Here is a 25,078-nt window from a genome sequence, read left to right as displayed (position 1 = left end):
CCTCCATCACCCCTCCTGGCGGGTGTCCAACTGATCGTGCCAGGGCCGCATGGCCAGGATCTCGTCGAACCACTGCAAAGGCTCGGGTTCGATGGCGTCATCCGGCCGTGGCGCCAGCGCAACCGGCTGCCAGCTGCTGGACTCCAGCGACTCGCGTAGACGGGCATAGTCCACCGGGATCTGGGACGCGGCCTCGGTCTCCTGCAGCTGGTGGAGCGCCTCCAGCAGATCCCCCATGCCGTTTTCCTGCTCATCGAGGGGCTTGAAGGACTGCACGTAGAGACGTTCCCCCTCCTGGCCTACCTTCACCGGCATGTCGATGATGTTGACCCGCTCGCCGACATCGATGCGGGAGAAGAGCGCCTCGATGGTCTCGGGCATCATGCGGATGCAGCCACGGCTGGCGCGCATGCCGATACCGTCCGGGCGGTTGGTGCCGTGAATCAGGTAGCCGGGGATATCGAGCAGGATGGCGTGCTGACCCAGCGGATTGTCCGGGCCGGGCGGCACCACCTCGGGCGGGGGTTCGCCGTTCTCCCTGGCCTCCTGGCGCACCGATTCGGGCGGATACCAGGCCGGGTCCTTGAGCTTCATGGTCGTCTCGGTCACGCCCAGCGGAGTGTTGAAGCCCTCCCGGCCGATGCCGATGGGATAGGTCTCCACCCGGGGCGTCTCGCCCTCTGCAACGTCCGGATAATAGTAGAGACGCAGCTCGGACAGGTTGATCACCACGCCTTGGCGCTGCGTCGGCGGGAGGATGTAACGCGCCGGGATCACCACCTCGGTGCCCGGATCGGGCGCCCAGAGACTGACGTCCGGGTTGGCGTTACGCATCTCCTCATAGCCGATATTGTGCTCGCGACCGATGTCGAGCAGCGTCTGCCCCTCACGGGTCTCGACGCGGTAGACCTCGCCGACCATGTTGCCCGACTCGGGAAGCGGGTAGTGGCCACGGGGCCACTCCTCCTCGGCCATGGCCGCCACTGGCAGACACATCAGCGCCAGGGACAGGACCAGGGGTCGGCAGCATCTGGAAAAGGGGACAATCGCGGAAGGGTTCATGATGGCCAGGGACTCGAAGATGGCGTCGTTAGGGAGTGCGGTTTAATGAACAGTGTTTCATGGCGTTCGCCTCACGGCAAATAGAGGTGAGGTGGCCCGTCTCGACGCACTCTCGAAGGGCCTCATCATCTCTAGAGCGTTTCGCCCACTTCGATACGATACCCCAGATCGATGATCCGCTTCTCGGTGTCGTTGCGCTTCATGCCCGCCAGCAGCAACTTGGCGGCCTGGCGACCAATCGCTTCACGAGGCGTGACCACGCTGGCCAGGCGCGGCGACATCACCTGGCCCACGTCGTGACCGTGGAAGCCAGCAATGGAGATACACTGTGGTACCGGAATACCGCGGCGCAGGCACTCGAAGTAGGCCCCGACGGCAACATCGTCATTGGTACAGAAAAGCCCGTCCACATCGGGATGCTCGGCGAGCACTTCCGCCATGAGCGCTGCCCCCACGCTGAAAGACGACCGCTGGGTGCGCTGAAGCTTCAACGGCGCCAGGCCGTGCGCTTCCATGGCCTCACGATAGCCCTGGTCGCGCTGACGGGTGCGCTCGTCGAGACGCACCGCCAGGTAGATGATACGACGCCGACCATGGCGGATCATCTCGCTGACCATGTCACGCGCCGCGGCGACATTGTCAAACCCAACCGCGTGATGAACCGGAGGCGTCAGCGAATCCATGATCTCGACACAGGGGATGCCGGCAATTTCGAGCATGCGGCGGCTACGCGGAGTGTGTCGACTGTCGGAGAGAATCACGGCATCGACATTATACGAGAGCAGCGAGGACAGGCTGCGCTCCTCGAGCTCCTCGCTATAAGCGTAGTGAGAGAGCATCAAGTGATAGCCGTCCGGCTCGGTGACCGACTCGATCCCCACCAGCACATCGGCGAACACCTGGTTGGTCAATGAAGGCACCAGCACCCCTATAGAACGGCTGGTGGATTTCGACAGCAGGTCCGGGGCACGGTTGGGGATATAGCCAAGCTGCTCGGCCACCGCCAAGATGTTCTCACGCAGCCCGGCCGACACCGATTCGGGATCGCGCAGGCACCGGCTCACGGTCATCTTCGTGACACCGATCCGGTCGGCGATATCCTGGAGCGTGGGGCGACGGTTTTTCAAGGCGGCTCGCAGCCTGGGGAAATAAGTCGTACGACTGGGTCCTGGGGGACAGGGGTGAATGACACCCTAGTCGACGCGGCGCCAGGAGTCGACCCGGCGCCAAGCCCGAGAGCACTGACTAAAGAGCGATCCGTTGCAAGAAGTGGTCGACCAGCCGGTCGGGCGACAAGGCGATATTCAATTCCACCGCCTCCTCCTCGCCAGGAGATTCAAGGTCGCTCAGCTGGCTATCGAGCATCCTGTCGCCCTTGAAGAAATGTCCTTCCCTCGAGGTGAGCCGATGATGCAGCTGCTCACGATCACCGCTAAGAAACAGGATTTTCAAGCGGGGGTCACCACGGCGCAGGGTATCGCGATAGCGCCGCTTCAGCGCCGAACAGCCGATTACCACACTGATATCCCGTCGACGATACTCGGCAAATATCTCCGCCAGCGTCTCGAGCCATGACTTACGGTCCTCGTCATTGAGCGGAATGCCACGGGCCATCTTGTCGATGCTGACCCGGGAATGATAATCATCGCCATCGATGAACTCGGCGCCGAGTCGCTCGGCCACCAGGCGGCCGATATGAGTCTTCCCTGAGCCGGACACGCCCATGACAAGGATACGGTTTGAGTGCGTCACCACTGTTGCTGTCTCCACCATCTTGACTCTCCTCGTCTACCCGCTAACGGCGGTAAGGTTGGGCAGCCAGGTGACGATGCCCGGGAAAGCCACCAGGATGACCAGCACCACCAGCAACGCCACATAGTAGGGCAGCATGGCCTTGACCAGTTGCTCCATCGACACCTTGCCTACGCCACAGCCGACATACAGGCAGGTACCGACTGGCGGCGTCAGCAAACCGATACCCAGAATGAACGCCATCAGCACACCAAAGTACACCGGATCAACACCGACCGAAGTGACAATCGGCGTCAGCATGGGCGCCATGATGACCATCGCCGGCGTGAGATCCATCACGAAGCCTATGATCAGCAACAGGAAAGCGACGATCATCAGCAGCCAGAACGGATCCTGAGTGATTGCCTGCACCTGCTTGACCAGCGTCTGCGGCACCATGTTGATGGTCAGGAACCAGGCAATCACCGTGGCGAAAGCGAGCAGCAGCAGCACCATGCCGGTCAGACGCGCAGTGCGGATCAGCATGCCCCACAGTGCCTTGATGTGAAACTCGCGATAGACCACCAGCGAGATAAACAGCGAATAGAGCAGCGCTGCCACGGCCGCCTCGGTGGCGGTGAACACCCCACCGATGATGCCGCCAATCACGATCACCGGCAGCACCAGCGCCAGCCAGGCGGCCTTGAAGGTTTCCCAGAGGCGGTCGAGGCGAAATTTCCTGGTCTGGCCGGCGTGCTGAAGGGTGGCCAGGATGAAGGTGGTGACCATCAACGCAAAGCCGATCAGCATCCCCGGGACGATGCCCGCAATGAACAGCCGGCTGATCGAGGTTTCGGTCACGATGCCGAACAGGATCAGCGGGATCGACGGCGGAATAATGATGCCGATCACCGAGGATACGGTGTTGATAGCCGTCGCATGGGGTGCCGAATAGCCCTGCTGTTTCATCGAGGGAATCATCATCGCCCCGGTGGCCGCGGTATCGGCGACGGCCGATCCGCTGATGCCGCCGAAGAACATCGAGCCGGTGATAGCCACCTGGCCCAGGCCACCCCGCATGAAACCGACCAGCGCGCCGGCGAGATCCATCAGGCGACGGGCAATGCCACCGTTACTCATGACTTCGCCGACCAGAATAAAGAAAGGAATCGCCAGAAGCGGGAAGCTGTTGACGCCCCGAATGGATTGTTCGATCAAGATGGATAGCGGTATATCGGAAAGCAGCGCCATGACCAGTGCCGCGACACCCAGGCCGAAGGCAATCGGCAAGCCGATGGCGATGCTCGCAAAGAGGATGGCAAGGAATATCCACAACATTTCAGTGCGCTCCGTGGTCAGGATCAGAAGAGGAGGCCAGAAGCGGGTCGCGGATCAGCCGCACGCATTGCCAGGCACGCCATAGCGCTACCGCCACGATGAAGATCGCGCACAGCACCAGGGAGAGATTGATCAGGTTCCAGGGCACGCCGAGAATCGCGGTGCGGCCGGTGGAATGAGTCATTACCACATAGCCACCCCACAACATGATGGCCATCAGCCCGCTGATGATCAGGTGTTGCAGTAGATAGAGCGTGTAGGCGCCCCGCTTCGGAAGCTTGCGCACCAGGATATCCACGGCAATGTGCTCGAAACGCGCGAAGGCCGCGGCGGCACCGATGAAGACCAGCCAGATGAATAACATGCGCGCCAGCTCATCGGCCCAGGGCAACGATTGATTGAGCAGCGAGCGACCGATCACGTTGGCGGACACCGAGATGATCAACGCCACCAGGATGGCCGCAATCAACTGCTCCATGGCGACCGTCAGCCAACGGAATATCGCCGGTCCCTTGCGTGCTGCAAAATCCAGCTCGAGGGGCTTGCGGTTGGGATCATCAAGATAGACATCGGGTTCAGGAATGGGGGTCGAGTGAGACATGGCAGACTCCAGTGACAGGACAAGGGGCCGAAGCCCCTTGTCCCTGCGCAGCGTGTGCAACTTCCTCGTGCAACCTTAAGCAACGGTTACAGGGGGTTGCTCAGTTGGACATGGTCTCTTCGGCAATGGCCTGGATTTCAGCAATCAGGTCCTCGCCAATTTCCGGCGCCCACTCGTCATAGACCGGCTGCACGGCTTCCTGGAAGGCAGCGATCTGCTCATCGTTCAGGCGCGTGATCTGCATGCCGCGTTCCTCGAGCTGGTTGCGCGACCAGTCGTCATACTCGGCGGCCAGCTGGATTTCATACGCGGCGGACTGGCGAGCGGCTTCCTGAACCAGGTCCTGGTAGGCCGGATCGAGGCGATCCCAGGTGCGCTCGGACATCATCATGATAAACGGCGTGTACACGTGGCGGGTTTCGGAACCGTAGTCCTGCACTTCATGGAAGTTCGACGTCAGGATGGTGCTCCAGGGGTTCTCCTGGCCATCGACCACGCCCTGCTCCATGGCCGAGAACAGCTCACCGAAGGCCATCGGGGTCGGGTTGGCACCCAGGGTTTCCCAGATGGACAGATGAACCGGGTTCTCCATGGTGCGGATGGTCAGGCCACCCATGTCGAGGCCGCCGACGTCTTCCGGCGTCTCGACCGGGCGCACGCTGTTGGAGAGCTGGCGATAGCCGTTCTCGGAGAACGCCAGCGCCTTGATGCCGGTACCGTCGAAGGAATCGAGCATGCCCTGGGCAACATCGCTCTGCATGACCGCCACGGCCGCCTCACGGGTCGGCAGCAGGAACGGCAGGTCAAACGCCGCCAGTTCCGGCACATAGGTGGTGGCCGGCGATGAGGACGGATACGACATGTCCAGTGTGCCGGTCTGCAGCATCTCCATCATCTGTACGTCATCGCCCAACTGGCTGTTGGGGAAGATATTCACGGTCAGGCGGCCTTCGCTGCGCTCTTCGAGAATATCGGCGAAATGCTGGCTGGAAATGTACTGCGGAGAGGATTCGGCCAGGCCGATGCCCATGCGAATGGTGTGACTGCCGTGGTCCTCTACCACCTCACCATCGATGGCGGGCGGTGCGGACAGGTCCGGCGTCTGGGCATGGGCCATGCCCAGTCCCATCGTTGCCACACCGGCGAAAGTCAGGGTTCCAAGAAGGAATCGAGTCATGGCGCTTTCTCCATTGATGATTATTCATTGTTGGCACGGAAGTATTCCTGCCGAATCAACGAGACCGATGGCATCGGCCATCGGATATCGACGTTACCGGTAATGTTACTGGTAACTCTTGGCGGAGAAGCCTAGATCCGAGCACCATTCAAGTCAACGCGGGAAAGGGCATCGGTGATTAGACATTAGTCGTGGTACCAACGATCAATGGGCCTCGGACACGTGCCTCGACCCAGCGCGTCAGCAGGATCCAGGGGGCAACGGCAGGCACCAGACGCCACCGCAGTGCGCCACGCTTACTGCCGGCGACATCACTCGCTTTCCAACCGCTCAACGTGCTCCAGCGTCAACCGGCGCCCCTCGCTGACCGAGAAACGAAAATGGCCCTCGACCCGCACGGCCTCGCCCAGGTGAGGAGCGATCCGCTCGTGTGGGAAGATCTCGACCCGGTTGAGGTCCTCGTCCTCGATCCAGTAGTGCAGCGGATCCTCGAAGTGGCGCACCCTGCCACGCGTGGCCACCCGGCTGTCGTCATGGGCCTCGGGGTTGTTGACCAGTACCGGCAGTGGCACCTCGCTGACCGGCGCCTCCCCGCCGCAGCCCATGAGCAGAACGCCGGCGAGCAGTGTCGCCGCCAGGAGGCCGGTGCCTCTCGAGAGTGGTTCCATCACGTCTCTCCCGCTAGTCGAGGGTCGTCCACCATGGACGACACCGCAGCCAGTATCGCCCAAGCGTCACGGCGCCGTCATCGCTGAGGCGCTTTTCGCCCGGGGGGCCTCGGGGTAGGCTGGACGGATGCCCCTCCACCGAGAGTCGTCGATGTCGCGATCCCGCTCCCCCGTCCGCTCCCTGTACGTCGGTGCCGCCCTGGCCTGCCTGACCCCGCTCTCCGCCCTGGCCGACGAGTGCCCTACCCCCGGCCAGTGGCATGTCGAGGGCGGTGAGACGCTGACCACCGCCGATCTGATGGTGGAGCTTGCCGACACGGGCGTGGTGCTGCTCGGCGAGCAACATGACCGCCTTGACCATCATCGCTGGCAGCTCCACACCCTGGCTGCCCTGCATGCCCACCGTGCGGAGATGGCGATCGGCCTGGAGATGCTGCCCCGCGAGGCCCAGCCGGCACTAGACGCCTGGGTGGCCGGCGAGCTCGACGAGGCGGCTTTCCTCGAGCAGAGCGACTGGTACCGGGCCTGGGGTTTCAACCCGGACCTCTACCTGCCGATCCTGCACTTCGCGCGCATGCAGCGCATACCGCTGCTGGCGCTCAACGTGACTCCCGCACTGCGCGGGCGCCTGGCCACCGAGGGCTGGGAGGCAGTGCCCGAGCAGGAACGCTTCGGCCTCACGCCGCCGGCCCCGGCACCCCCCGCCTACCGCGAATCACTGGAAGCGACCTACACCCAGCATGTTGAGCGCGACGACAGCCCGGCGGATCTCGAGCGCTTCATCGCGGCACAGCTGGTCTGGGATCGCGCCATGGCCACGGCGCTGGCGGATGCCGCCAAGGACGGCCGCCTGGTGGCGGGACTGATGGGAAAGGGTCATCTCGCCGACGGCGACGGCGTGCCTTACCAGCTCGACGACCTGGGCCTGCATGACCAGCGCAGCCTGCTGCCCTGGGCGCCGGGCTCCGACTGCCAGCCGCCCCTCGAACAGGCCGATGCCCATTATGTGCTGGGAGACGAGTCCGCCTTTCAGCCGTCGGACCCACCGCGACTGGGCGTGCTGATCGGCGAGCACGCAGACGGCGTGCGCATCGAGGGTATCGCGCCCGACAGCGTGGCCGAAACAGCCGGCCTCGCCGAGGGGGATATCATTCTTACCGCCGCTGGCCTGCCCATGGAGCGGCCCGCCGACCTCACGGCCGTGGTCAGTCGCCAGGCCCCCGGCACCTTGCTGCCGCTGGAGATTCGCCGCAGCGGCGAGTTCCAGGACATGCTGATCCACTTTCCGAACGACGCGCCATGAACCGCTCTGCCCTACGGCTGGCGGGCCGGCTGGTACCCGCACCACGGCCAGCGCAGCTACGTGGTGCAGGGTCTCGATGGCCGGACCACACAGGCGGGTGCCTGGGCGGTCGATGAGAATCCGCTGCGAATCACCTTCACCCGCTGACGGGATGGCACCGCAGCGCCCGGGCAGGCATCATGGGCGGCCCTGATCCACCCTTCATCCGCGAGGTTTATCACTGCCGATGAGAATCCTGATTCGCACCTTCTTTCGCGGCCTGCGCCTGGTGCTGGCGCCGGTCATGCTGATCTCCGAGAAACTCTCCACCCCTCAGGCCATCGAGCGCAGCCCTGAAGAACAGGCCCGGGTCGACGAAGCGTGCCAAAACCTGGCGCTCTACCAGTTCCGCACCTGTCCGTTCTGCATCAAGGTGCGCAAGGAGATCGCTCGCCTGGGGCTGAATATCGAGGTCCGCGATGCCCAGCTCGATCCCGACCATCGCCGTGAGCTCCAGGAGGGCGGGGGCCGCGTCAAGGTGCCCTGCCTGAAGATCATTCACGACGACGGCGTCACCGAGTGGCTCTACGAGTCCGAGGATATCAACGCCTGGCTGCACCGCCGCTTCGGCAAGGCCGAGGCCCAGGCCGCCTGAAGCGACGTGCCCATGGGGTACACCAGGCACGGCCGGCAGACAGTTTACGGCGGCACTTGCCCTGTGCAGGCTGGCCACCTACACCTTGAAGATGGATTCCCTTCCAGAACGCATCGCTTCCGGCCGCGGTCCCCTGTCCGTCGTCCGTTTCCTGGGCCTGGTGCTGCTGGGGGCCATCGTCGGGGCCGTCGCCGCCCTGCTCGCGGTGGCCTTTGTCAGCGCGGTGCTGGCCCTCAATGACCTGCTGCTGATCTCGCCGCGCAGCCGCATGATGTTCGACCATCCCGGTCTGTTGCTGGCCGCCACGATCGCGGTGCCAGCGCTGGGAGGCCTGGTGGTCGGCCTGCTGCATCTCAGGATCCCCGAGCGGCGCCCCCATACCCCGGCCGACGTGATCGCCGCGGTTCAGACCCGCCACGGCCGGCTGCCGGCCCGGGCCGGGGGGCTCTCGGCACTGACTGCCCTGGTCTCGCTGGGGTCCGGGGCCTCGGTGGGTCAGTACGGCCCCCTGGTCCATCTCGGCGCCACCCTGGGCTCGCAGGTCGCAAGGCTGCTGCGCCTGGGACGCTCCGACGATAACATCACCATCGCCTGCGGGGTGGCCGCGGCCATCGCCACCGCCTTCAATGCCCCCTTGGCGGGCATCGTCTTCGCCCACGAGGTGGTGCTTCGCCACTACGCCCTGCGCGCCTTCGCCCCGGTGGCCGCGGCCGCCCTGGTCGGCTATGTGATCGCCACCAATGTGCTCGACCGCGGTGCCCTCTTCCATGTTGCCGACACCGCCGTCCCCCTGCCCTGGGAGTTCGTGGCCTTCCTCGCCATCGGCGGCCTGGGGGCCCTGGTCGCCGGGGCCTACATGCACACCATCCTGGGTGTCACGCGCCTGGCCGGCTCCCTGCCGATCGCCGCACCCCTGCGCCCCGCCCTGGCCGGCGCCCTGCTGGGCCTCACCGCGCTGTGGATTCCCGACATCCTCGGCATGGGCCAGGAGACCCTGCGCTTCGCCACCATCGCCGGCGCGTTCGGCAGTGCCGAGCTGCTGCTGGTACTGGTGCTCAAGATCGCCGCCACCGGGCTCTGCCTGGGCATGGGCTTCAGCGGCGGGGTGTTCAGCCCGGCGCTGGTCATCGGCACCCTGTTCGGTGCCCTCTGCGGCAGCCTGGTCGGCCAGCTCAGCGGCGCGCCCCAGGAGACCTTCGTGTTCTATGCCGTATGCGGCATGGTGGCGGTGACCTCGCCGGTGATCGGCGCCCCCTTGACCAGCCTGCTGATCGTCTTCGAATTGACCGGCAGCTATGCGCTGACCACCGCCGCCCTGGCCAGTGTGACCCTGGCCAGCCCCATCGCCGCCCAGCTCTTCGGCCGCTCACTGTTCGACATTCAGCTCGAGCGTCGCGGCCTGGACCTTTCCGCCGGACGCGGACGTGCCGTTCTGCGCACCACGCCCGTGGCCGATTACCTGAGCGAGGACTGCGTGACCCTGCATCCGCAGACGCCCGTGGCCGAGGCGGTGACCACCCTGTGCCGGGCCCGACATGGCGAGGGGTACCTGGTCGATGACCAGGGACGCTACCGGGGCTGCGTGAGCCTGGCCGACCTGGAGGCCGCACGAGAGTCGGCGAGCGGGCCGGCGCGGGTCGGCGAGGTAGCGACCCTGGCACGACCGGTGGTGCAGCCGGATACCTCGCTGTGGGACGCCATGGCCAAGTTGCAGGACGTCACCGGCGAGGCCCTGCCGGTGGTCGACCCCGCTGCGGAGGACGCCTTCCGGGGCGTGGTCTTCGAGTCGAGCATTACCCGCGCCTACCTGGCACACGGCGACGAAATGAGACGGGAGGAACATGGCACGGGATAAGCATAAATGGCGACTGGCGTGCGTACTGTGGCTGGGGATGTTCCCAGGCGTGCATGGGCAGGCGGACGACGGTGTTCTCAGCATACTGAGCTGGGGGGGCGCCTATGAGCGCGCCCAGCAGGCGGCCCTCTTCGCACCCTATACCAACGCCACCGGCATCTCGATCGAGGTGGCGCAGTACGATGGGGGGCTGGAGGACCTGCGCCGCGCCGTGGCCGAGGATGAGGTGCCCTGGGACCTGATCGACATGACCCGCAGCGAGGCCATGGTCGCCTGCGCGGAGGGGCTACTCCAACCGCTCTCACCCACCCTGCTGGCGCCAGCCCCGGACGGCACGCCGCCGGAGCAGGACTTCGTGCCCGACGCCTTCGGGCGCTGCGCCATCACCCACAGCATCTTCGCCACCGTGGTCGCCTATCGCCGTGATGCCTTCCCCGGCACGCGTCCCGACGGCATCGAGGACCTCTTCGACCAGCAGCGTTTCCCGGGGCCTCGGGCGTTGCAGCGAACCCCGGCGGTCAACCTGGAATGGGCACTGCTCTCCTATCGCGTGCCCCACGAGGAGCTCTACGGCCTGCTGAGCACCCGGCGCGGCCTCGACCTGGCGCTGGAGCGCCTCGACGACCTGGAGAATATCCACTGGTGGGAGGCCGGCGATACCCCGCCGCGGCTGCTCTCCGAGGGCAAGGTGGTGATGGCCTCGGGCTACAACGGCCGCTTCTTCGACGCCATGGTCAACCGCGGGGTGCCCATCGAAATTCTCTGGGACGGTCAGGTCCAGGAGCACGAGACCTGGGCGATCCCTCGCGGGGCCCCCCATCCCGAGACGGCCCGAGACTTCCTGCGCTTCGCCACCACCACCGAGCGCCTCGCCGATCTGGCGAGGCACATCCCCTACGGCCCGGCCCGTCGCTCGGCGGCCGTTCGCGTCACCACCCACCCCGACAGCGGCGTGGATATGCGCCTGCACATCCCCACCCATCCGCTGAATGCCGAACGGGCACTGACCAAGGACGAGGCCTGGTACGCCCAGTCCCTGGGACGCATCCAGGAGTACTTCCAGGCCTGGCTGGAGGCGAGGGAAGCGCAGTGATTCCGATCACGTCACTCGTCGAGGGTCTCCCCCGTACCGCCCATCTCGGCGGGCACGTCGCGCATCTTGGGCAGGCCATCGACAATGCGCAGCACCGACTCCTGATAGTGGACATGCAAGGCCGGTTCGAACGTCAGGTCGGGGAGGATCGCCGCATAGACATCGACCAGCCCCATCCCGGGATGGTCGGTCAACACATGGCCGCCGCAGCTCCGGCACCACTGGCGAAGGCTGGCCGGCGTCCGGTGGTAGCTGGCCAGCGTGTCGGCCCCCTGCACCACTTCCACCGCCTCGGGCTTCCACAGCGTGAAGGCGTTCACCGGGCCCGCCGACCAGTGGCGGCAGTCCTCGCAGTGGCAGTAGCCCATGGCTGCCGGTTCACCGGTGACCCTCAGCTGGACGGCACCGCAGAAGCAGGCGCCGTGATAGGTCTTGGCATCGCTCATCTCACACCTCCCGGGAGGGTTCCTCCTGACAAGAGAATCCCCCCTAGTGTAGAAGCTCCCTCGCTAGGAGCCTGTCGGATTTGACCGATCGTCGCGAGAGATTCGGCTTTCGAGACAAGTTTATCGATCTGATGAGGCGAATAGCCCGCTATTTAACGAATCATGCTCCTAGCCCCGCGAGGCCCGCAGCATCAGGTTGCGTGGCGTCAATTCGCGGTCGCAGAAGGTGCCAAGTTCGACCCTGAAGCCCGCCTCCTCGAGGCGTCGCTGGCGGTCCAGCACCAGCCACACCTCCAGCGGACGCCGGAAGAGATGGCGAACCAGCTCGAGGCGGGAGACCTCGGCCTGGCGTCGCTGGCCCTCCTCCTCGAGGGCGCCCCAGTCGATGCCCGCCGGCAGTGATAGCCCCTTGCGTTCGGCCGCCCAATGGCAGAATCCGGCGCAACTGTCGGGCATCCGGCCATAGGCCAGGCTCGGTACCGGCAGGTAGGCATCCAGGCCCCGTACCTGGCGCTGCAGGGCATCGAAACCCAGCCGCCAGGCATTGGACCTCTGACGGTGGCGGCGTACATGGCGCGGTGCGGTCACGGTCTCCTGCACCGCCATGGCCAGGTCTTCCCGGGAGAGCGACAAGCCGTGCTCGGCGGCCAGCTCGCGTCCCCCCTGCGAGAACGGCCGATAGTGCGCATCGGCGCTGCGGTGATAGCAGCACGGCGCCAGGGTCACGGCACTGCCCTGCTCGGCAGCCAGCTCGATCAGCCGCCCGTGCAGGTCGCCGCAGGCATGCAGGGCCGCCACCTGAGTATCCGCCGCAAGCCAACGGGCGGCGTCGGGGGCCAGCACATCCTGCTGCGCCAGTCGCACCCGGGCCCCCCGCCGCTCGGCCAGCGCCTGGCCGTCGCGGCAGAGGGCGGCCTGCCACTCCAGGCCGGTGACCTCGCGGTCGAGATGGCGGGCCAGGGTCCGGGCCAGATGGCCCTTGCCCGCACACCACTCCAGCAGTTTGGCCTCCGGCTGCGCCGCCATCCGGGGCACGAAGGCCGCGACCTGCTGCCACTTGCGCCCCCCCATGTGCTCGGCCCACGCAGGGGGCAAACACGCTCCCTCGGCCGGCAGCTCGGGAAGCGCGACCAGTGACTCGAGTTCACCCACCGGTAGCCACTTGGCCAGGGGAGATGCGGTAAAGGGAGCGGCCTGCAACCGCTCACATTGGGCGTCATCGAGTGAGCGCAGCCTGTCGGCGAGCTCGGGATGCGCCTCGGCCCAGGGCAGCCGCCGATGCTGGAACGGCATGGGCCCCCACAGCGGCTGCCACTCGGCCAGCAGTTCGGTCAGTCGCGCAAAACGCTCGGCATGGGAGGGGATCACGGGCATGGCGGTTCGGTCTCGAAACAGGGGCGCATTGTAGGGGCTTCACGATTGGCTTGCATGGCCGGGCGCCAGGCGACAGAGTGCGGAGTTGACCTCCGGGCGTCCTCATGGCGCCGTACCCCGACCTTCCCTCTGGCAGGAGCCCCAGTGATGCCCGCCTCTCCCGATGCACCCTCCCGCAGCGTGCTGGTCACCGGCTGCTCCAGCGGCATCGGCCAGGCCGCCGCCCGGACCCTGGTCGACCGCGGCTGGCGGGTGTTCGCGACCGCCCGGCGCGAGGAAGACCTGGCCAGGCTGCGCGAGGCCGGCCTGGAGGCCCTGCCCCTCGAACTGAAGGACAGCACTTCCATCGAGGCCTGCGTCGCGGCGGTACTGGCGGCAACCGGGGGACGGCTCGATGCGCTGTTCAACAATGCCGCCTATGGCCAGCCCGGGGCCGTGGAGGACCTCAGCCGCGAGGTGCTGCGCGCCCAACTGGAGACCAACCTGCTCGGCACCCATGAGCTCACCTGTCGGGTGCTGCCGGCGATGCGCCGCCAGGGCCACGGGCGAATCGTGCAGAACAGCTCGGTTCTGGGCCTGGCCGCCCTGCCCTACCGCGGCGCCTATGTCTGCTCCAAGTTCGCCCTGGAGGGGCTGACCGATACCCTGCGCCTGGAGCTGACCGGCAGCGGCATCCAGGTCAGCCTGATCGAGCCGGGGCCGATCAGCAGCCGCTTTCGCGAGAACGCCTACCGCGCCTTCAAGGCGCATATCGATACCGCGCACAGCGCCCATGCCGAGACCTACCGCGCCGTCGAGGCGCGGCTGGCCGGCGATGACAGTGGCGGGCGCTTCACCCTCGGCGCCGAGGCGGTGGTCAGCAAACTGGTGCACGCCCTGGAGAGCCCGCGCCCCAAGGCGCGCTACTACGTGACGCTGCCAACCCATCTATTCGGCACCCTCAAGCGGTTGCTCGGTACCCGGGCACTGGACAAGGTGCTGCTGCGCTCGACTCGCGATGAGCGGGAGCTCTGAGAACATTCTGAATGCACGGAACCGGCCCTGTAGGAGCACAGCTTGCTGCGCGATGGCACGCCCCTGTGGGAGCACAGCTGGCTGCGCGATGGGGTGTCTTCTTCAGATGGTATTGCGCAGCCCCAGCTCGTAGGGGTGCGGATCCAGGTAGGTCTGCTCGCGGATATAGTCCGAGCCATGGCGCTTCACGTAGTGGTTGAGCAGGCGGATCGGCACCACCAGGTGCACACGCCCCAGGCGATAGTCCTCGATGGCCGCCAGCAGGTCCTGGCGGGTCTCGCCGTCCACCGCCTCCTTGAGATACCCCAGCACATGCATCAGTGCATTGGCGTGGGTCTTGCGGGTCGCCGGCCGGCCCAGCGCAGCCATGAAGCGCTGCAGGTAGTGGGCCATGGCCTCCTCCAGCGGCAGCTTGCTTGACTCGGCCAGGTAACGCCCGAGCTCGCGATAGGCTTCCACGTGATGGGCCATCAACAGGTACTTCTGGCGACTGTGGAACTGCAGCAGAGCATGGTAGCTGGGGTCGGCCTCGACCCGGCGCTTCCAGTCGTCGAAGGCGTAGACCCGGGTGATGAAGTTCTCGCGCAGCACCGGGTCGTTCATGCGCGCCTCCTCTTCCAGCGGCAGTTCCGGGAAGTGGCGGCGTAGGGCACGCACGAAGGCGCCCGAGTCGGCGTGGCTGGGCATGCCGTTGGGGTGGTAGACCTTGACCCGCTCCAGCCCGCAGCTCGGCGACCCCTTCATCAGGATGAAGCCACGCAGATGGCGGTGGCTGTCGGCAAAGGCCGTGCTGACCTTGTCCAGTTCCTCGGTGACATCGAGGCTCGGATCCCTAGTGCCCTGCACGCGAGGCTCCTCGCCCTGCAGCCCGACCAGACGGATGGGGTCGCGGGGAACACCGAGTCCGGCCTCGAGTTCAGGGCAGAAGGGCTCGAAGTCGAAGCGGTCCTGGAGGACCTCCAGGCAGTAGCGGGAGCGCTTGTGCCCGCCGTTGTAACGCACCTGCTCGCCCTTCAGGCAGGCGCTGATACCCACCGGAATCCCTTCGCTGCTTGCCGCCTGCTCCGCCATGACCGCTCACCTCCTTTCGACATGCACCACTCTCCGTGCATCGCTTGCCGGGGGCCTTCCTCCGCCATGCCCACCGGGCAGCGCCATTGTGGCACAGCCGGATAGCGCTGCCAGTTCCGTCGCGCCTGCCGACTAGCGTTCCAGGCCCCGTCGCCGGTGCCATTCGGCCAGGCTCTCCTCCGGATAATGGGCGAAGCACTGGTCGTTGTCGTGGGCCTCTACCTCCACCCAGGAGGCCTTGCTGTCGAGCAGCAGGTGGACCCGCTCGGGCGGAACCGGCAGCTCGCTGTCGATCGCCGAAGCGAAGGGATGGACCAGTTCGGGCCAGCCCGGGTCGAAGACCCACAGCGCACTGGCGCAACGGCCACAGAAGTGGCGCTCGCCGGAGCTCTGCTCGCCGTCGATGACGGCATGGTAGATGCGCTTGTGCTCGGCGCCCTCCACCTCGAGGGTATCGGCCAGCGCCCCCAGGTTGATGGCGTAGCCGCCCCCGCCGGCAGTCTTGCGGCAGACCGAACAGTAGCAGCGCTGATAGGGATAAGGGTGCGGTGACTCGACGCGGAAGCGCACCGCGCCACAGTGGCAGGAGCCTTCGAGCAGCATGATGATACCTCGCTATGAAAGAGTAATATCTGCCACCCCCGTTGCCGAGGTTGTGATGGAGCTCAGATCGAGGCAAGCGGTCCCAGCAACGCTTCCGCCCGGTCTTCCGACAAGCCGGAGCCGCCCAACAGCTTGAGCCCGGCCCATAGGGTCACCTGGTTGGCGGTCAGCAGTTCCCGGCCGGTCTCGCGGCTCAGGGCCTCGCGCAGGAACAGCGAATTGATCGCCGTGTCGGGGACCAGCAACGGCCGCGAGGCATCGGGATAGCGCGCACAGAAGCGACGCACCTCCGCAGACAGATCGGCCCGATGGGAGTCGGCGGCATAGGGACAGTCCAGCGCCTTGTCGTTGACCACGGTGACGCCTGCTTCGCGCAAGAAGCTCACCAGTCTCAGGGTCACGTCGTCGGGGTAAGGGCTGAGCAGGTCCACCCGGGTATGCCCCAGGGCGGCCAGCGCCTCGCGGAAGGCCAGCGCCGTACTGGTCACCGGCACGCCCAGCCGGGACGCCAGGGCCGCACGCTGTTCCCGGGCCCAGTCAAGCCCGCCGATGAAACTGGCACTGGTGCAGGCCCATACCACGGCCTCGGCCCCGCCCTGTTCCACCAGCGTCCCGCCCACCGGGGCCAACCGCTCTACCTCGCCCAGCGCCAGCAACGCCGCGAGCGCATGGTGGCCATCGCTCGGTACCTTGCCCACCCGGATCCTCGACAGCCCGGCCACCTCGTCGCCGAGGGTGTACCACTCGTAGTCATCCGGTCCGTCGTCGGGCAGCAGGATGCCCAGGCAGGATTCTTGCGACATGCGATGATCTCCCGGTCTGGCGTTGCACAAATGAATGTTGCCCAAGGGGTCAGGACGTATCCTCAGGCTATCGCAGTTGCCCCGGCGGATGGCAATAGTCCGAGGGCGTCACGCTCAGAGGATCTCCCGGGTGGCATCCAGCACTCGGCCGTCGACCGTGCGCTGCAGCTTGTCCTCGATCTCGCTGCACAGCGACGACACCTCCCGCGAGGCGCTGCCCACCACCACGAAGGTCCACTCGCTGGCATCGTGGCGGTCGAGATCGCCGCTTTCGCAGACCGCCACCGACGGGTAGCGTCCGAAACGCTCGTGCAGGCCCCCCATGCGCTGGCGCTTCTCCTTCAACGAGCCGCAGCCCGGCAGGGCAATCTTGAGAGTAAGGACGGCGATATGCATGGAGGACTCCTCTGGCCTTCAAGGTATCTCCCAGGGTGGCAGCTGGTGCCCCCAACGCCTACCCAGGCTGAAGGCAGCATAGTAGCCTTTCTCCATCGCCTGCCCCGACAGGGATCAAGATTACCTCAGGAGACCCCATGATCCGTCTTCATCACTGCGTCAACGCCCGCTCCTTCCGCCCCCTCTGGATGCTCGAGGAGCTGGACGTGCCCTATGAGCTGATCCTGCACGAATTCCCGCCGCGCGTTAACGACAACGCCTTTCTGGCAGTCAATCCGCTGGGTACGGTGCCCGCCCTGCTCGACGGCGAGGTATGCATGACCGAGTCGGCGGCCATCTGCCAGTATCTCGCCGCCCGCCATCCCGAGACCGGGCTGGACGTGGCCAGCCAGGATTCGGCCTATGCTGACTACCTCAACTTCCTGCACTTCGGCGAGTCGACCCTGACCTTCCCGCAGACCCTGGTGCTGCGCTACGGCCAATTCGAACCCCCGGAACGCCGCCAGCCCCAGGTGGTGGAGGACTACAGCCGCTGGTTCCTTTCCCGGCTGCGGACCCTGGAGCCACGCCTGGAGTCACGGCCCTGGCTCTGCGCCGAGCGCTTCACCGCCGCCGATGTCTCGGTGGGCTATGCGCTGCTGCTGGCCAGTCAACTGGGGCTGGACGAGCGCTTCAAGCCCAATGTAAGCGACTACTGGACACGCCTCCAGAAACGCGAGGCCTTCCAACGGGCCCTGAAGGTCCAGCATGACACCGCCGTGGCCCAGGGTGTCTCACCGGCAACGGCCATGGCAAAAGCTGAGACGAGCTGACGACGGCATAGCATCGAGCCAGGCGGCGGGGGTATGCTCTCCACCGCCAGATAACCACGCTCTGGAGCACCTATTTCATGCATACTCCCGCCCTCGCCGTTACCCGCACGCCGCTGGTTGCCGTCTACGGCACCCTCAAGCGTGGGCTGCGCAACCACCACTGGCTGGAAGGCGCCTCCTTCCTGGGCGCGGACGTTCTCACCTCGGCCACCCTCTACGATCTCGGGCCCTATCCCGCCGCCAAGCCCGAGACCTCCCGGGGTATCGTGGTGGAGGTATTCGAGGTCAGCGCCCGGCTGCTGGCAGACCTGGATCGGCTGGAGGACTACCGGGTGCGGACACCGAAGCATGGCGACTACGAGCGCGTCATCCATACCACCGCCTTCGGTCCCGCCTGGCTATACCTCTACAACCATGCGGTGGCCGGATGCCCGGTGATTCGCGAAGGGGCATGGCAGCCCCGCTAGCCACAGGGCCGTGGTATAAAGGCAGACGCTCAGGAACCCCTGACTGGCAATGTCACCAAGGAGACGGTCATGGTCCGCTTCATCTTTTACCTCGCCCTGCTGGCCGGCCTGGCCTATGGCGGGCTCTACTTCTATTACGGTGTGGAGATCAAGCGTGCCCTTGAACATCGACTCGATGATCTCGGCCTCACCGCCGTGGAGGTGAGGCGCATCGACTTCCCGCCCATGGCACCCGTGACCGAGGACGCCCAGATCAGTGCCGAGGTGAGCTATGGCGGTGCCGAGGCGAGCCTCGACATCCGTGTGATCGGCCATCCGCTGTTCTCCGAGGAAACCCGCCTCGAACTCGACAGCCTGCAGACCTTCCGACTGACCATCGGCGCCGGCAAGTGAACGAGTGCTCGGATCGGCTCACGGAGGATTAGCCAGGATCGAGCCCGAATGAAACCCCTCCCTTGCCCATCAACCCGGTTGTTGGACAGGGGAGGCGTAGCGGTGTCAGCCGCCTATGGCTTTCCTACTACCGCTTCTTCTGCGGCGGCAGATCGGTGCACACCCCTTCGAACAGTTCGGCGGCCATGCCCACCGATTCGCCCAGGGTCGGATGCGGGTGAATGGTCTTGCCGATGTCGGTGGGATCGCAGCCCATCTCGATGGCCAGGCAGAGTTCGCTGATCAGGTCGCCCGCCTGGGTGCCGACGATGGCCCCGCCGATGATGCGGTGGGTCTCTTCGTCGAAGATCACCTTGGTGAAGCCCTCGTCGCGCCCGTTGGCGATCGCCCGACCGGACGCTGCCCAGGGGAACACCGCCTTGCCGTACTTGATGCCTTCGGCCTTGCACTGCTCCTCGGTCTTGCCGGCCCAGGCGACCTCCGGGTCGGTGTAGGCCACCGAGGGAATCTGGCGGGCATCGAAGACGCTCTTGTGCCCAGCCGCGACCTCGGCGGCGACATGCGCCTCGTGCACCGCCTTGTGGGCGAGCATCGGCTGGCCGATGATGTCGCCGATGGCGAAGATGTGCCCGACGTTGGTGCGCATCTGCTTGTCGGTGGCGATGAAACCGCGCTCGTCGACCGCCACCCCGGCGTTCTCGGCGCCGATCTTATTGCCGTTGGGGGTGCGCCCGACCGATTGCAGGATCATGTCGTAGGTCTGCGGATCGGCCGGGGCGTTATCGCCCTCGAAGCTGACCTTGAGACCACTCTTCAGGGCTTTCACCTCGGTGGTTCGGGTCTTGAGCATCACCTTGTCGAAGCGCGGGGTGTTGACCTTCTCCCAGACCTTGACCAGGTCACGGTCGGCGCCGGTCATCAGCCCGTCGAGCATCTCGACCACGTCGATGCGGGTGCCCAGGCTGGAATAGACCGTGGCCATCTCCAGGCCGATGATGCCGCCGCCGATGACCAGCATGCGCTTGGGAATGTTCGTGAGTTCCAGGGCGCCGGTGGAATCGACCACCCGGGGGTCGTCGGGAACGAACGGCAACCTCACCGACTGCGAACCGGCGGCGATGATGCACTGGCCGAACTTGATCACCTGCTTGTCGCCGGTCGGCGCCTTGCCGTCACCGCTAGTCATGGCGACTTCCAGGTGGTGCGGGTCGAGGAAGGTCCCCACCCCGCGCACGACGTCGACCTTGCGTGCCTTGGCCATGCCGGCCAGGCCACCGGTGAGCTTGCCGACGACCTTTTCCTTCCAGCCGCGCAGCTTGTCGAGATCGATTTTCGGCTTGCCGAAGGCGATGCCGTGATCGGCCATGGCATTGGCCGAGTCGGTGACCGCCGCGACATGCAGCAGCGCCTTGGAGGGAATGCAGCCGACGTTCAGGCACACCCCGCCCAGGCTGGCATAGCGCTCCACCAGCACGGTCTTCATGCCCAGATCGGCGGCCCGGAAGGCAGCCGAGTAGCCGCCCGGGCCGGCGCCCAGCACCAGCATCTCGCACTCGATGTCGGCACCGCCGGTATGGGTGGCCGCCTGGGGGGCGGGTGCAGTGGCCTTCCCTCCGCCTCCCTGCGCGGGAGCGGGTTGCGATGCGGAAGGTTCTCCCTCCGCTTCCAGCATCAGGATCGACGAACCTTTCGACACCTTGTCGCCGACCGACACCAGCACGTCAGTGACCTTGCCGGCCTTGGGCGCGGGTACGTCCATCGAGGCCTTGTCGGACTCCACGGTGATCAGCGGGTCCTCGGCGCGGATGGTATCGCCGGCGCGCACCAGCACTTCGATGATCGGTACATCGCTGAAGTCGCCGATATCGGGCACCCGAACCTCTTCCAGGCTGCCGCCGCCATAACCACCGCCGGCATCGCCGGGCGCCGCCGAGCCAACCCCTTCTCCATGCACCGCCGGATGCGGGTCGTGGTCCGCCACCCGGGGGCCAGTCTCGGCCGGCTCCAGCATCATGATGACCGAGCCTTCGGAGACCTTGTCGCAGGCCTGGACCTTGAGTTCTCCGACCGTGCCCGACATCGGGGACGGCACGTCCATGGAGGCCTTGTCGGTCTCCAGGGTGATCAGCGGGGTTTCGATATCGATCGCATCGCCCGGCTCGACCAGCACCTCGATGACCTCGACATCCTGGAAATCACCGATGTCGGGAACCTTGATTTCAGTTGCCATGGTGTCGTTTCCCCTTACATGATCATGCGCCGCATATCGGCGAGCAGGTTGGCGAAATGCACATTGAAGCGTGCCGCGGCGGCGCCGTCGATCACCCGGTGATCCCATGACAGCGACAGGGGCAGCATGAAGCGCCAGGCCGATTGCTTGCCGTCCGGCGAGACCTGCTTCCAGTAGGAGCGACACACGCCCATGATGGCGACCTCAGGGGCATTGATGATGGGCGTGAAATAGATCCCGCCGATCCCGCCCAGCGAGGAAATGGTGAAACAGCCGCCCTGCATCTGATCGGGCTTGAGCTTGCCGTCGCGGGCCAGCTTGGCCAGCGAGCCCATTTCCTGTGCGATCTCGACCACCCCTTTCTGGTCCGCGTCGCGGATCACCGGCACCACCAGGCCGTTGGGCGTGTCGGCGGCAAAGCCGATGTGGTAGTACTGCTTGTAGATCAGGTTGTCGCCGTCCAGCGAGGCATTGAACTCGGGAAACTGCTTCAAGGAGGCGACCGCCGCCTTGATCATGAACGCCAGCATGCTGACCTTGATGCCCGCCTTCTCGTTGGCCTTGTTGAACTGCACCCGGAATTCTTCCAGGTCGGTGATATCCGCCTCGTCATGGTTGGTGACGTGGGGAATCCTCACCCAGTTGCGATGCAGGTTGGCGCCGGAGATCTTCTTGATACGCGACAGCGGCTTGGTCTCCACCGGGCCGAACTTGCTGAAATCGACCTTCGGCCAGGGCAGCAGATCCATGCCCTCACCACCGCCCGATGGCGAGGCAGCGGCCGGCTGTGCCGCGGGAGCGCCGCCCTTGGCGAAGGCCTGGATGTCCTCCTGGGTGACCCGGCCTTTGAGGCCGGTCGGCGGCACGCGGTTCAGGTCCACGTCCAGCTCGCGGGCCAGTCGACGAGCCGAGGGGCTGGCGTGAACCCGGCTGAAATCCGCAATGGGGCCGGACGGCGCTGCGGTGGAAGGGGCAGACGGCGCAGGAGCAGAGGGCGCCGCCGCCGGTGGCGGTGCTTTCTCGTCTCCCCCGGCGGGTGCCGCGGCCTTTTCGCTCGCTCCGGCGTCTCCCGCTCCCGCCTCGCTCTCCAGCATCACGAGCGTCGAACCTTCGGAGACCGAATCGCCGAGCTTGACCTTGACCTCCTTGACCGTACCCGCCATCGGCGCGGGCACGTCCATGGAGGCCTTGTCGGACTCCACGGTGATCAGCGGGTCCTCGACCTGAACGCTGTCGCCGGCCTGGACGTGGATTTCGATGATCGGGACATCGGTGAAGTCGCCGATATCCGGTACCTTGATTTCTTGGATGGCCACAGTTCTTCTCCTCCGGCTCAGGCGTACAGGGGGTTGGGCTTTTCGGGATCGATGCCGTATTTGGCGATGGCATCCCGGACCTTGGCGCTCTTGAGCTTGCCCTCGTCGACCAGGGCCTGCAGCGCGGTCAGGGTGACGTAATAGCGATCGACCTCGAAGTGGCTGCGCAGGGCCTCTCGGCTGTCGGAGCGCCCGTAGCCGTCGGTACCCAGCACCTCGTAACGCCGCGGGACAAAGGGACGGATCTGTTCGGCAAACATCCGGATGTAGTCGGTCGAGGCGATGACCGGTCCTTCGCTGCCTTCCAGGCACTGCTCGACATGGCTCTTGCGCAGGGTCTTGCCGGGATGCAACCGGTTCCAGCGCTTCACGGCATGGCCATCGCGGGCCAGTTCGTTGAAGCTCGGGCAACTCCAGACATCGGCCGCCACGCCCCAGTCGTCGCGCAGCAGGTCCACCGCGGCAATCACCTCGTTGAGAATGCTGCCACAGCCCAGCAGCTGAACCCGCGGGCTCTTGCCCTTGGCCTCCGCCTTGCTGAACGAGTACATGCCCTTGATGATGTCGTCCTCGGCCCCTTCGGGCAGCGCCGGATGATGGTAGTTCTCGTTCAGCGTGGTGATGTAGTAGAAGACGTCTTCCTGGTCCTCGTACATGCGTTTCATGCCATCGCGCACGATCACCGCCACCTCGTAGTGAAAGGTGGGGTCATAGGACATGCAGTTGGGAATGAACTGGGCAAACAGCTGGCTGTGGCCGTCCTGGTGCTGCAGGCCCTCGCCGTTCAGGGTGGTGCGCCCCGAGGTGCCACCGATCAGGAACCCCCGCGCCATCATGTCCCCGGCCGCCCAGGCCAGGTCGCCCACGCGCTGGAAGCCGAACATGGAGTAGTAGACGTAGAAGGGGATCATGGTGACCCCGTGGTTGCTGTATGACGTGGCGGCCGCGATCCACGACGACATGGCACCGTCCTCGTTGATGCCTTCCTGCAGGATTTGGCCCTTCTGGTCCTCCCGGTAGGGCATGATCTCGTCGGCGTCCATGGGCACGTACTTCTGCCCTTCGGGCGCGTAGATCCCGATCTGGCGGAACATGCCCTCCATGCCGAAGGTGCGCGACTCGTCGCAGACGATCGGCGTAAGCCGCGGACCCAGGGTCTTGTTCCGGGTCATGGCGACCATGATGCGCACCAGGGCCATGGTGGTCGACATGGTGCGCTCGCCGGTATCGGCCAGCACCTGCTTGAACATGTCCAGCGGAGGCGCCTCGAGCACGTCGCCGTTGCGCTGGCGCTGGGGCAGGTAACCCCCGAGAGCCTTGCGATTCTCGTGCATAAACTGCATTTCGGGGCTGTCCTCGGGCGGCTTGAAGAACGCCGCCTGGGTGACCTGTTCGTCACTGAAGGGCAGGTCGAAGCGCTTGTTGAAGTGCCTGAGATGATCCTCGCCCAGCTTCTTCTTCTGGTGGGAGATGTTCTGCCCCTCACCGCCCTCGCCCATGCCGTAGCCCTTGACGGTCTTCATCAGCAGCACCGAGGGCTTGTCGCTGGTGTTGACCGCTGCGTGATAGGCCGCATAGACCTTCTGCGGGTCGTGGCCACCACGTACCAGCTTGTAGTAGATGTCGTCGTCCGACAGGTGGGCGACCATTTCCTTGAGCTCCGGATACTTGCCGAAGAAGTGCTCGCGGATGTAGCCGCCGCCCTTGACCTTGAAGTTCTGATACTCGCCGTCAACGCACTCTTCCATACGCTTGCGCAACAGTCCCTGGGTGTCCTTGGCCAGCAGCTCGTCCCAGCCCGCCCCCCACAGGCACTTGATGACGTTCCACCCCGCTCCCCGGAAGTTGCCTTCCAGTTCCTGGACGATCTTGCCGTTGCCCCGCACCGGGCCGTCCAGACGCTGCAGGTTGCAGTTGATCACGAAGATCAGGTTGTCCAGCTTCTCTCGAGTGGCCAGGGCGATGGCCCCCTGGGACTGCGGCTCGTCCATCTCGCCGTCGCCCAGAAACGCCCAGACCTTGCGTCCCTCGGTGTCGGCCAGCCCCCGGTGGTGGAGGTACTTCATGAAGCGTGCCTGGTAGATGGCCATGATCGGCCCCAGCCCCATGGAGACGGTGGAGACCTGCCAGAAGTCCGGCATCAGATAGGGGTGGGGATAGGAGGAGAGCCCCTTGCCATCCACTTCCAGGCGGAAGTTCTCCAGTTGCTCCTCGGTAAGCCGCCCCTCCAGATACGCCCGCGCGTAGAAACCCGGGGCGGAATGACCCTGCACGTAGATGATGTCGCCGCCGTGGCTATCGCTGGGAGCATGCCAGAAGTGGTTGAAGCCCACCTCGTACATCACCGCCGACGATGCGTAGCTGGCGATATGCCCACCGGGTTCGGCGGGTTTCTTGTTGGCACGCACCACCATGGCCATGGCGTTCCAGCGCAGATAGGAGATCAGCCGCTGCAGCAACGCCTCGTCACCGGGCAGCTTGGCCTCCTTGTGGGGCGGGATGGTGTTCAAGTAGGGCGTGCGGGTGGTATCGGGCGCTTCGGCGCCGGTCCGGTAGGCCTCTTCCACCGCCTTGTGCAGCAGGTAGGTGGCCCGTTCGGGGCCCACGCGCTCCACCACCACGTCGACGGCTTCCTGCCATTCCCGGGTTTCCAGTGGATCAAAGTCGTTGTAGTTTTCGAATGCCATGGAT

At 65.5% G+C, this 25,078-nt stretch carries 24 protein-coding genes; 8 read left to right on the top strand and 16 right to left on the bottom strand.

Features of this window, described 5'->3' with window-relative positions:
* Positions 1-6 precede the first annotated feature (6 nt).
* The 7 genes from HALO32_RS12265 to HALO32_RS12235 form a co-directional block, all read right to left on the bottom strand.
* Positions 7-1,062 (bottom strand): L,D-transpeptidase family protein, encoded by a 1,056-nt coding sequence (locus tag HALO32_RS12265; protein WP_151444158.1) that lies wholly within the window; start codon positions 1,060-1,062, stop codon positions 7-9.
* A gap of 131 nt (positions 1,063-1,193) precedes the next feature.
* Positions 1,194-2,189, bottom strand: a complete 996-nt coding sequence (locus HALO32_RS12260; RefSeq protein WP_151444157.1) for a substrate-binding domain-containing protein — start codon at positions 2,187-2,189, stop codon at positions 1,194-1,196.
* A 118-nt stretch (positions 2,190-2,307) separates the two neighbouring features.
* A complete protein-coding gene (locus HALO32_RS12255) occupies positions 2,308-2,835 on the bottom strand; it encodes a gluconokinase (RefSeq protein ID WP_225809982.1) in 528 nt (175 codons plus the stop codon).
* Between the two features lie 15 nt (positions 2,836-2,850).
* Complete coding sequence (locus HALO32_RS12250) at positions 2,851-4,131, bottom strand: TRAP transporter large permease (protein WP_151444156.1); 1,281 nt, start codon at positions 4,129-4,131, stop codon at positions 2,851-2,853.
* A gap of 1 nt (position 4,132) precedes the next feature.
* Positions 4,133-4,732: a TRAP transporter small permease gene (locus tag HALO32_RS12245; RefSeq protein WP_151444155.1), complete on the bottom strand. Its 600-nt coding sequence runs from the start codon at positions 4,730-4,732 to the stop codon at positions 4,133-4,135.
* A 100-nt stretch (positions 4,733-4,832) separates the two neighbouring features.
* The gene (locus tag HALO32_RS12240; protein ID WP_151444154.1) at positions 4,833-5,909 is read right to left on the bottom strand and encodes a TRAP transporter substrate-binding protein; all 1,077 of its coding nucleotides are present in this window, start codon (positions 5,907-5,909) and stop codon (positions 4,833-4,835) included.
* Between the two features lie 311 nt (positions 5,910-6,220).
* The gene (locus HALO32_RS12235) at positions 6,221-6,577 is read right to left on the bottom strand and encodes a hypothetical protein (RefSeq protein ID WP_151444153.1); all 357 of its coding nucleotides are present in this window, start codon (positions 6,575-6,577) and stop codon (positions 6,221-6,223) included.
* A gap of 151 nt (positions 6,578-6,728) precedes the next feature.
* On the opposite strand from HALO32_RS12235, the gene HALO32_RS12230 reads away from it, so the two are divergent.
* The 4 genes from HALO32_RS12230 (at position 6,729) to HALO32_RS12215 (ending at position 11,462) form a co-directional block, all read left to right on the top strand.
* Positions 6,729-7,880, top strand: a complete 1,152-nt coding sequence (locus HALO32_RS12230; RefSeq protein ID WP_151444152.1) for a ChaN family lipoprotein — start codon at positions 6,729-6,731, stop codon at positions 7,878-7,880.
* A 226-nt stretch (positions 7,881-8,106) separates the two neighbouring features.
* Positions 8,107-8,514, top strand: a complete 408-nt coding sequence (locus tag HALO32_RS12225; protein ID WP_151444151.1) for a glutaredoxin family protein — start codon at positions 8,107-8,109, stop codon at positions 8,512-8,514.
* 91 nt (positions 8,515-8,605) lie between these two features.
* Entirely contained in the window at positions 8,606-10,369 is a 1,764-nt protein-coding gene (locus HALO32_RS12220) for a chloride channel protein (RefSeq protein WP_151444150.1), read from the top strand.
* Positions 10,356-11,462 carry an extracellular solute-binding protein gene (locus tag HALO32_RS12215; RefSeq protein ID WP_151444149.1) on the top strand — a complete coding sequence of 369 codons (1,107 nt, stop codon included), beginning with the start codon at positions 10,356-10,358 and terminating at the stop codon, positions 11,460-11,462. Before HALO32_RS12220 ends, HALO32_RS12215 begins: the two co-directional genes overlap by 14 nt.
* Before the next feature lie 11 nt (positions 11,463-11,473).
* On the opposite strand, the gene HALO32_RS12210 is transcribed toward HALO32_RS12215, so the two are convergent.
* Together HALO32_RS12210 and HALO32_RS12205 are read right to left on the bottom strand one after the other, a co-directional pair.
* Positions 11,474-11,908, bottom strand: a complete 435-nt coding sequence (locus HALO32_RS12210; RefSeq protein ID WP_151444148.1) for a GFA family protein — start codon at positions 11,906-11,908, stop codon at positions 11,474-11,476.
* Between the two features lie 168 nt (positions 11,909-12,076).
* Complete coding sequence (locus HALO32_RS12205) at positions 12,077-13,282, bottom strand: methyltransferase (RefSeq protein WP_151444147.1); 1,206 nt, start codon at positions 13,280-13,282, stop codon at positions 12,077-12,079.
* A gap of 147 nt (positions 13,283-13,429) precedes the next feature.
* Between HALO32_RS12205 and HALO32_RS12200 the strand changes: the two genes are divergently transcribed.
* The gene (locus HALO32_RS12200; RefSeq protein ID WP_151444146.1) at positions 13,430-14,296 is read left to right on the top strand and encodes an SDR family oxidoreductase; all 867 of its coding nucleotides are present in this window, start codon (positions 13,430-13,432) and stop codon (positions 14,294-14,296) included.
* 102 nt (positions 14,297-14,398) lie between these two features.
* Here HALO32_RS12200 and HALO32_RS12195 read toward each other — a convergent pair whose 3' ends face one another.
* From HALO32_RS12195 to HALO32_RS12180, 4 genes are all read right to left on the bottom strand, one after another.
* Complete coding sequence (locus HALO32_RS12195; RefSeq protein WP_151444145.1) at positions 14,399-15,367, bottom strand: YbgA family protein; 969 nt, start codon at positions 15,365-15,367, stop codon at positions 14,399-14,401.
* Between the two features lie 132 nt (positions 15,368-15,499).
* A complete protein-coding gene (locus HALO32_RS12190; RefSeq protein ID WP_151444144.1) occupies positions 15,500-15,970 on the bottom strand; it encodes a GFA family protein in 471 nt (156 codons plus the stop codon).
* A gap of 62 nt (positions 15,971-16,032) precedes the next feature.
* A complete protein-coding gene (locus HALO32_RS12185; protein WP_151444143.1) occupies positions 16,033-16,773 on the bottom strand; it encodes an aspartate racemase/maleate isomerase family protein in 741 nt (246 codons plus the stop codon).
* A gap of 114 nt (positions 16,774-16,887) precedes the next feature.
* Complete coding sequence (locus tag HALO32_RS12180; RefSeq protein ID WP_151444142.1) at positions 16,888-17,169, bottom strand: DUF503 domain-containing protein; 282 nt, start codon at positions 17,167-17,169, stop codon at positions 16,888-16,890.
* Between the two features lie 137 nt (positions 17,170-17,306).
* Between HALO32_RS12180 and HALO32_RS12175 the strand changes: the two genes are divergently transcribed.
* The 3 genes from HALO32_RS12175 to HALO32_RS12165 all read left to right on the top strand — a co-directional run bounded on the left by HALO32_RS12175 (position 17,307) and on the right by HALO32_RS12165 (position 18,841).
* The gene (locus tag HALO32_RS12175; protein WP_151444141.1) at positions 17,307-17,981 is read left to right on the top strand and encodes a glutathione S-transferase family protein; all 675 of its coding nucleotides are present in this window, start codon (positions 17,307-17,309) and stop codon (positions 17,979-17,981) included.
* Between the two features lie 77 nt (positions 17,982-18,058).
* Positions 18,059-18,448, top strand: a complete 390-nt coding sequence (locus HALO32_RS12170; protein WP_151444140.1) for a gamma-glutamylcyclotransferase family protein — start codon at positions 18,059-18,061, stop codon at positions 18,446-18,448.
* Between the two features lie 69 nt (positions 18,449-18,517).
* Positions 18,518-18,841 (top strand): hypothetical protein, encoded by a 324-nt coding sequence (locus HALO32_RS12165; protein ID WP_151444139.1) that lies wholly within the window; start codon positions 18,518-18,520, stop codon positions 18,839-18,841.
* A 127-nt stretch (positions 18,842-18,968) separates the two neighbouring features.
* Here HALO32_RS12165 and lpdA read toward each other — a convergent pair whose 3' ends face one another.
* From lpdA to aceE, 3 genes are read right to left on the bottom strand one after another with little or no spacing between them, the layout of a single operon-like run.
* Complete coding sequence (gene lpdA / locus HALO32_RS12160; RefSeq protein ID WP_151444138.1) at positions 18,969-21,071, bottom strand: dihydrolipoyl dehydrogenase; 2,103 nt, start codon at positions 21,069-21,071, stop codon at positions 18,969-18,971.
* A gap of 14 nt (positions 21,072-21,085) precedes the next feature.
* On the bottom strand, positions 21,086-22,387 hold the full coding sequence (gene aceF, locus HALO32_RS12155; RefSeq protein WP_151444137.1) for a dihydrolipoyllysine-residue acetyltransferase: 1,302 nt from the start codon (positions 22,385-22,387) through the stop codon (positions 21,086-21,088).
* A gap of 17 nt (positions 22,388-22,404) precedes the next feature.
* Positions 22,405-25,074 (bottom strand): pyruvate dehydrogenase (acetyl-transferring), homodimeric type, encoded by a 2,670-nt coding sequence (gene aceE / locus HALO32_RS12150; RefSeq protein ID WP_151444136.1) that lies wholly within the window; start codon positions 25,072-25,074, stop codon positions 22,405-22,407.
* Positions 25,075-25,078: the final 4 nt, after the last annotated feature.

It is taken from the genome of Halomonas lysinitropha (genome assembly GCF_902500215.1).
Lineage (GTDB): Bacteria > Pseudomonadota > Gammaproteobacteria > Pseudomonadales > Halomonadaceae > Halomonas > Halomonas lysinitropha.
The sequence above is the reverse complement of the archived record's forward strand: the minus strand, read 5'-3'. Positions and strand labels throughout refer to the sequence as shown.